Origin of the sequence: Patulibacter medicamentivorans, from assembly GCF_000240225.1 — a bacterium.
Lineage (GTDB): Bacteria > Actinomycetota > Thermoleophilia > Solirubrobacterales > Solirubrobacteraceae > Patulibacter > Patulibacter medicamentivorans.
This window is the reverse complement of sequence record NZ_AGUD01000148.1, coordinates 1-7,596: the sequence shown is the minus strand read 5'-3', so window position 1 is coordinate 7,596 and position 7,596 is coordinate 1. Positions and strand designations below refer to the sequence as shown.

Below are 7,596 nucleotides of genomic sequence, written 5' to 3'. Positions count from 1 at the left end.
CCGGGATCGATCGCGGCCAGCTGCCGGACCAGCCCGCCGAGCTGACCGCCGCCGCGCTCGTCGGCGGCCTGGCCGAGGCGCTGGTCGGCCCGCTCTCGCCGCTGGCCCCGACCCCGGACGCGGCCGACGTCGACCGGCTCGCCGGCTCGCTCGCCACCTTTGCCCTGCGCGCGGTCGGCGCCCCGCCCCACGCCACCAGCGCCGCCCCGCCCCACGCCGCCCCGCCCGCACCGGAGACCCACCGATGAGCACCGCCCCCACCCCGCTGGTCACCCACGAGGTCACGAACCAGCCGCCGCCGCTGCAGGACCACAACCTGTTCCTGTCCGACCCCGCCCTGCAGGAGGGGCTGGAGCGCGAGGGCGGCGGCTGGGCCCGCGAGCGCAGCATCGAGATCGGCGCCCGCTGGGCCGGCGAGCCGCTGCGCTGGGGCTTCCAGGCCAACGCCAACGAGCCGCAGCTGCGGCCCTTCGACCGCTTCGGCCACCGGATCGACGAGGTCGAGTTCCACCCCGCCTGGCACCAGCTGATGGCGGCCGGGCGCGCCGACGGGCTCCACGCGCTGCCCTGGACCGACCCGCGTCCGGGCGCCCACGTCGCCCGCGGGGTCCAGTACATGACCGCGACCCAGGTCGAGCAGGGCTTCGCCTGCCCGACCACGATGACCTTCGCCGCCGTCCCGGCGCTGCGGGCCCAGCCCGAGCTGGCCGCCTTCTGGGAGCCGCTGCTGACCAGCGGCGGCTACGACCCCGAGCTGCGGCCCGCGGGCGACAAGCCGGGCGCGGTCTGCGGGATGGCGATGACCGAGAAGCAGGGCGGATCCGACGTCCGCGCCAACTCCACCCGCGCGGTCCCCGTCGGCGGAGCCGGCGAGGCCGGCGGCGAGCACCTCCTGACGGGGCACAAGTGGTTCTGCTCGGCGCCGATGAGCGACGTCTTCCTGGTCCTCGCCCGGACCGGCGGCGACGGCACCGCCGCCGACGGGATCTCCTGCTTCCTGATGCCGCGCGTCCTGCCCGACGGGAGCCGCAACGCGATCCGCCTGCAGCGGCTGAAGGACAAGCTCGGCAACCGCTCCAACGCGTCGAGCGAGATCGAGCTGCACGGCGCCCACGGCTGGATGGTCGGCGAGCCCGGGCGCGGCGTTCCGACGATCATCGAGATGGTCGCCCACACCCGCCTGGACTGCGTCTACGGGTCGACGGCGATCATGCGCTGGGCGACCAGCAACGCCGCCTGGCACGCGGCCCACCGCCAGGCCTTCGGCCGCCGGCTGGCGGACCAGCCGCTGATGCGGGCCGTGCTGGCCGACCTCGGGCTGGAGCTCGAGGCGTCGATCGCGCTCGGCCTGCGGCTGGCGCGCGCCTACGACGAGGCGGCCGTCGCCGAGTCCGGCGCCGACGCCGAGCAGGCGCGAGCGTTCCGGCGGGTGGCGACGGCGATCGCCAAGTACCACGTCTGCAAGCGCGCGCCGCAGCTCTGCTTCGAGGCGCTGGAGTGCCTGGGCGGCAACGGCTACGTCGAGGAGTCGGGGCTCCCGCGGCTGTACCGCGAGGCACCGGTCAACTCGGTCTGGGAGGGCTCCGGGAACGTGATGGCGCTCGACGTCCTGCGCGCGCTGGCCCGCGAGCGCGGGGCGCTCGACGCGCTCGTCGCCGAGCTCGACCTGGCCGCCGGCGCGGACCGCCGCTACGACGCCTTCCTCGCGCGCCTGCGCGCGGACCTGTCCGACCCGGCGACGCTCGAGCCGCGGGCGCGATCGGTCGTCGAGCGGCTGGCGCTGGCGCTGCAGGCGTCGCTGCTGCTGCGCCACGCGCCGGCCGCCGTCGCGGACGCGTTCGTCGCCGGACGGCTCGGCGAGGGCGGCCTGCAGTTCGGCACCCTCCCGGCCGGGCTCGACCTCGACCCGATCGTGGCGCGGGCGACGCCGCCGCTGGCCGCCTGACGCACGCCGCATCGAGCGGGCGGGCGACCTGCGACGATGACCGCAGCATGCCCGCCCGTTCGGTGAAGCTCGCGCAGCTCTTCGGCATCCGGATCGGGGCCGACCCCAGCTGGTTCCTGGCCCTGTTCCTGATCGTCATGCTGCTCGGCCAGCAGTTCGGCGACGTGCTGCCGGCGCTCTCGCAGACGGCCGCCTACGCGCTGGCCGTCGCCGCCGCCGGGCTCTTCTTCGGCTCGCTGATCGTCCACGAGCTGGGCCATGCGCTGGTCGGGCGGCGGTTCGGGATCCAGACGGTCTCGATCGACCTCTGGCTGCTCGGCGGCGTCGCCCGGCTGGACCGCGACGCGCGGACGCCGAAGGAGGAGTTCCTGGTCGCCGCGGCCGGTCCCTTCGGCACCCTGATCGCCGGCGGGATCTGCGTCGGCGCCGGGATCGCGCTGAGCGACGGCAGCACCCTGATCGACGCCGCGCTGCTGCGCGAGCAGGCGACCGATGCCGGGGTCGCGCTGTTCGGCTGGGGCGCCGCGGTCAACGCCGTCCTCTTCTGCTTCAACCTGATCCCGGCGTTCCCGCTCGACGGCGGCCGGATCGCTCGCGCGATCGCCTGGAAGCTGACCGGCGACCGCCGCAAGGCGACCGTCGTCGCGGGCCAGCTGGGGCGCGGCTTCGCGCTGCTGCTGGCCGCGGTCGGCGTCTGGCAGCTGGCCGACGGCCAGGTCTACAACGGCATCTGGTTCCTGCTGATCGCGTGGTTCATCGGCGCCGCGGCCCGCGCCGCCGTCGTCACCAGCGAGATCAGCGAGCAGCTGCACACCGTCACCGCCGGCGAGTTGATGGAGGAGCGCCCGAACTGGGTGCCCGCCGACGCGACCGCGCTGCAGGCCGAGCACGAGACGTTCGGGCCGTTCGCCGTCGACTGGGCCGCGGTGCTCGACGCCCAGGGCCGCTTCCAGGGGATCGTCACCGCCGAGCGCGTGACCGGCGAGCTGGCCGCCGGCCGCCCCGAGGTCCCCGTCCGCGAGCTGCTGGTGAGCGGCGACGACGCCCCGCGGGTCGAGCCCGAGCAGACGCTGGAGGCGCTGCTCTCGAGCGAGCCGCTGCGGCGGCTCGGCGCGCTGCCGGTGGTCGACCGGGCCGGCGTGATGCGCGGCCTGGTGACGTTCGTCAGCGTCCGCGACGCGCTGGCGGCCGCCCTGCCGGGCGGGTCCGGGAACGGCGAGCCGCCGGCCCCAGGCGCGCCGTCCGCCTGATCGCTGGCGCGCTACCGCCGGTCGCGTTCCCGCTGCTCGCCGACGGCCTCCGCCGCCGTCGCCCATGCCTGCCGGTTGGGGCGCGCAAACCTCCCGCTCTGACGGCAGATTCCGACCATTTTGGTTGGGTTGGACGGGACCGCGAACGGGGGGTTGCGGGGTATACGATCCGGCGCGGTTCCCCTGTCCTAGGTTGAAAGAGGCTCATGCCCGCACATGACGTCCTGATCATCGGGGCCGGGTTGGCCGGCCAGCGCGCTGCGCTGGCCGCGGCCGACGCCGGCGCAACAGTCGCGATCATGAGCAAGGTCCATCCGGTCCGCTCGCACTCCGTCGCCGCGGCCGGCGGGATCAACGCGGCGATCAATCCCGCCGACGACTGGCGCTCGCACGCCTTCGACACCGTCAAGGGCTCGGACTACCTGGGCGACCAGGACGCGATCGAGGTGATGACCTCCGAGGCGCCGGGCGAGATCATGTACCTCGAGCACATCGGGGTCACGTTCCACCGCAACGAGACCGGCCACCTGGACCTGCGCGCCTTCGGCGGCGCCTCGATGAAGCGGACCGCCTACGTCGCCGACATCACCGGCCAGGCGATCCTGCACGTGCTCTACGAGCAGCTCATGAAGTACAGCGATCGGGTCGATCGCTACGAGGAGTGGTTCAACACCTCGCTGCTGCGCGGCGACAACGGTCGCTGCGAGGGCGTCGTGGCGCGCAACATCCGCACCGGCGAGATGCAGACCTTCACCGCGAAGACCACGATCCTCGCCACCGGCGGCGTCGGCCAGGCCTTCAAGCCGACGACCAACGGCCTGATCTGCACCGGCGACGGCATGTCCCTGGCCTACCGCTCCGGCGCGCGGCTGATGGACATGGAGATGATCCAGTACCACCCGACGACGATGACGGCCAACGGCTTCCTCATCACCGAGGGCGCCCGCGGCGAGGGCGCGCACCTGCGCAACGCCAACGGCGAGCGGTTCATGGTCGAGTCGGCGCCGAACAAGATGGAGCTCGCCTCGCGCGACGTCGTCTCGCGCGCCGAGCAGAAGGAGATCAACGAGGGTCGCGGCACCGGCCCGCTGAAGGACTCGGTGCTGCTGGACGTCACCGTCGTCCCGAAGAACCGCGTGCTCGAAGCCCTGCGCGAGATCGTCAACCTCGGCCGCGACTTCGCCGGGATCGACATCACCAAGGAGCCGATCCCGGTCCGCCCGGGTCAGCACTACACGATGGGCGGCGTCAAGACCGACGTCGACGGCGAGACCGACATCCCCGGCCTCTACGCCGCCGGCGAGGTCGCCTGCGTCTCCGTCCACGGCGGCAACCGCCTGGGCGCCAACTCGCTGCTCGACACGCTGATCTTCGGCCGCCGCTCCGGCGAGCACGCCGCCAAGGTCGCCGCCTCGATGGCGATGCCGAAGGTCTCCGACGCCCAGCTGCGCGACGACGCGAAGCAGATCGCCGCGATCATCGACCGGCCGCGCACCGGCCGCCGCGTCTCCGAGATCAAGGAGGAGCTGGGCGAGTCGATGAACAAGTACTGCGCCGTCTTCCGCGACGAGGAGGGCATGACCAAGGGCGCCGAGGTCGTGAACCGCCTCCAGGAGGAGGCCAAGACGGCCTACATCGACGACAAGGGCACCGTCTTCAACCAGGACGTGCTCGGCGCGCTGGAGCTGGGCTTCATGCTCGACTGCTCCGAGGCGATCGTGAAGGCGGCGCTGGAGCGCAAGGAGTCGCGCGGCGCCCACTCGCGCACCGACTTCACCGAGCGCAACGACGAGGACTGGCTCTTCCACCTGACGGTGGAGAGGGACGGTGACGGCGCCGCCAAGCTCGGCCAGGCGCCGGTAACGATCACGCAGTGGCAGCCGATGGAGCGGACGTACTGATGTCGACGATCGAGAACACCGACGCGACCGAGGCCAAGCCCGAGGGCCTCCAGGAGTTCACGCTCCGCCTGCGCCGCTACGACCCGGAGTCCGGCCAGGCGCCGTACTTCGAGGAGTTCCAGATCGAGCTGGAGCCCCACCGCTCGGTGCTCGACGGGATCCTCCAGGCGAAGGCCAAGGAGGACGGCTCGATCGGCGTCCGCTGCTCCTGCCGCGCCGCCATCTGCGGCTCCTGCGGCACCCGGATCAACGACAAGCCGGGCCTGGCCTGCCACACGCACCTCGACGAGGCGCTGAAGCGGTCCAAGGACGGCAAGATCACCATCGAGCCGCTCGGCAACATGCCGGTGATCAAGGACCTGATCGTCGACATGGACGCGGTCCACTGGAAGAAGCAGGCGCGGGTCACCCCGTGGCTGCTCCCCAAGGAGCCGCTGCCCGAGCGCGAGCACATCGTCCCGCGCGAGTCGATGGTCGACGTCACGCAGTCGATGGCCTGCATCCAGTGCGGCGCCTGCGTCTCGGACTGCCTGTCGATGGAGATCGACCCGCTGTTCGTCGGCCCGGCCGCGCTCGCCAAGGCCTACCGCTTCGTCGGCGACCCGCGCGACAGCCGTCACGCCGAGCGCCTCAGCAACCTGGCCGAGGACCCGCACGGGATCTACGCCTGCACCCACTGCTTCAAGTGCATCGAGGCCTGCCCGAAGGGCGTGGCGCCGATGAGCCAGATCATGCGGCTGCGGCGGATCGCCTCGCAGGACCATCACATCAACGACCGCAACAACGGCGAGCGCCACGAGATGGCGATCGTCAACAGCGTCAAGAAGTACGGGACGCTGAACGAGGCCAAGATGGTCCCGGACTCCTACGGCGGCCCGCTGGCCCCGGCGGCGGCCAAGGAGCTCGTCGCCTCGCTGCCGGTCATCACCAAGGCGCTGCTGCGCCGCAAGGTCACGCCGAAGACCGCGCTCTTCCACCACAAGAACCCGGACCAGGCGCAGATCAAGCGGATCTACCAGGAGGTCCAGGGTCGCGAGCAGCGGCTGGAGCTGAACCTCTACATCACCCAGCCGGACGAGGATCCCGCCGAGCTGGCCGCCCACGAGGCGCACGTCGCCGAGGCCGCCGCGCACGACGCGGCGGAGCAGGCCGAGCGAGCCGCCACCAACCAGACGGAGGCCGGAGCATGAAGGTCGCCTACTGGCCCGGCTGCGTGAGCCGTGGCTTCACCCCCGAGCTGCACGGCTCGATGGCGAAGGTCGCCCCGCTGCTCGACATCGAGCTGGTCGAGCTGAACCGCGCCAACTGCTGCGGCGCCGGCGTGATCGCCGAGCACAGCCAGGAGCTGGCCGACACGCTCAACGCTCGCACCTTCGCGCTCGCGCAGAAGGAGATCGAGCAGGGCGCGGACCTGATGATGAACATCTGCTCGACCTGCCAGGGCGCGCAGGGCGAGTGCCAGGAGCGGCTCGACGCCAGCGCGGAGTACCGTGCCGAGGTCAACAAGCACCTGACCCCGGAGGGCCTGGAGTACGCCAAGGGCCTGGTCAACAAGAACTTCCTCTGGGTGCTGGTGGAGGAGCTGGGCCTCGACGAGCTGGCCAAGCGCGTCAAGCGGCCGCTGACCGATCTCAAGGTCGGGCCGTTCTACGGCTGCTACATCGTCCGTCCGACCGACCGGCTGGGCATCGACGACGAGAACCCGCGCGACACCTATCTGGAGCAGGTCATCGAGACCCTCGGCGGCACCGTCGTCGACTACTCGGGCGCCCAGAAGTGCTGCGGCTTCCCGATCTCCCTCATGCAGAAGGAGACCTCGATGCGGATGGCCGGCCAGAACCTGGGCGAGGCCAAGGACCAGGGCGCCGACTGCCTGGTCACGCCGTGCCCGCTCTGCCACCTGAACCTGGACATGCAGCAGCCCGTCGTCAGCAAGACGATCGGCCGCGATCTGCAGATGCCGGTCCTGCACCTGCCGCAGATGGTCGGCCTGGCCCTCGGGATGGACCCCAAGGAGCTCGGCCTCGGCAAGCACGTCGTCAAGCCGACCTCGGTGATCGACTGGACGACCTCGGTCGTCGGCTCGGTCGGGGCGCTGTCGGCGGCCTAGCCGTCGGTCGCACCGGCTGGACCTGCGAGGGCGCCCGACGGGCGCCCTCGCTCGTTGTGGAGGAGCGGGCGTCTGGTGCACGTCGCCGCGGGCCCGCAACCGGGGTTGCCCGGCTACGGGAGCGGGGCGCTCCTCAGTAGGCTGCGAGCGTCGTGATGGTCCGCCGCCCAGACGATCCGGCGCCCGTCACCGAGCGGAGCGCCGCATCCGCCCGCCCAACCCCGCCGTCGAGCCCGACACGCGCCGCCGCGCCGGCCGCTTCCGGCACGCCGACCGTCTCCGGCGGGATCGTCCCCGGGCCGCCGCGGGCGCTGGTGCCCGACGCCCTGCGCGCCGACCGCGGCGGTGGACGCCCCGTCGACCTGCCGGACGACCTCGGCGCGCGGCTGG

5 protein-coding genes and 2 pseudogenes are annotated in these 7,596 nt (G+C 72.5%); all 7 read left to right on the top strand.

Translation table 11 applies throughout. From position 1 onward, the window contains the following. A pseudogene (locus PAI11_RS27065) lies at positions 1-248 on the top strand (TetR/AcrR family transcriptional regulator); the annotation flags it as partial. Then, positions 245-1,945 (top strand): acyl-CoA dehydrogenase family protein, encoded by a 1,701-nt coding sequence (locus PAI11_RS10535; RefSeq protein WP_007574137.1) that lies wholly within the window; start codon positions 245-247, stop codon positions 1,943-1,945. The pseudogene PAI11_RS27065 and the gene PAI11_RS10535, both read left to right, overlap by 4 nt. Before the next feature lie 47 nt (positions 1,946-1,992). Beyond that, positions 1,993-3,195 (top strand): site-2 protease family protein, encoded by a 1,203-nt coding sequence (locus tag PAI11_RS24240; RefSeq protein ID WP_007574136.1) that lies wholly within the window; start codon positions 1,993-1,995, stop codon positions 3,193-3,195. Positions 3,196-3,401: 206 nt separating this feature from the next. Then, the gene (locus PAI11_RS10525) at positions 3,402-5,096 is read left to right on the top strand and encodes an FAD-binding protein (RefSeq protein ID WP_007574134.1); all 1,695 of its coding nucleotides are present in this window, start codon (positions 3,402-3,404) and stop codon (positions 5,094-5,096) included. Next, on the top strand, positions 5,096-6,286 hold the full coding sequence (locus PAI11_RS10520; protein WP_138974222.1) for a succinate dehydrogenase/fumarate reductase iron-sulfur subunit: 1,191 nt from the start codon (positions 5,096-5,098) through the stop codon (positions 6,284-6,286). Before PAI11_RS10525 ends, PAI11_RS10520 begins: the two co-directional genes overlap by 1 nt. Further along, positions 6,283-7,206: a CoB--CoM heterodisulfide reductase iron-sulfur subunit B family protein gene (locus PAI11_RS10515; protein WP_007574130.1), complete on the top strand. Its 924-nt coding sequence runs from the start codon at positions 6,283-6,285 to the stop codon at positions 7,204-7,206. Before PAI11_RS10520 ends, PAI11_RS10515 begins: the two co-directional genes overlap by 4 nt. A gap of 155 nt (positions 7,207-7,361) precedes the next feature. Further along, positions 7,362-7,596: pseudogene (locus tag PAI11_RS27825) on the top strand (hypothetical protein); the annotation flags it as partial.

Coding starts and splice junctions, on each gene's coding strand:
- PAI11_RS10535 (WP_007574137.1), top strand. CDS start 245: ATGAGCACCGCCCCCACCCCGCTGGTCACCCACGAGGTCACGAACCAG.
- PAI11_RS24240 (WP_007574136.1), top strand. CDS start 1,993: ATGCCCGCCCGTTCGGTGAAGCTCGCGCAGCTCTTCGGCATCCGGATC.
- PAI11_RS10525 (WP_007574134.1), top strand. CDS start 3,402: ATGCCCGCACATGACGTCCTGATCATCGGGGCCGGGTTGGCCGGCCAG.
- PAI11_RS10520 (WP_138974222.1), top strand. CDS start 5,096: ATGTCGACGATCGAGAACACCGACGCGACCGAGGCCAAGCCCGAGGGC.
- PAI11_RS10515 (WP_007574130.1), top strand. CDS start 6,283: ATGAAGGTCGCCTACTGGCCCGGCTGCGTGAGCCGTGGCTTCACCCCC.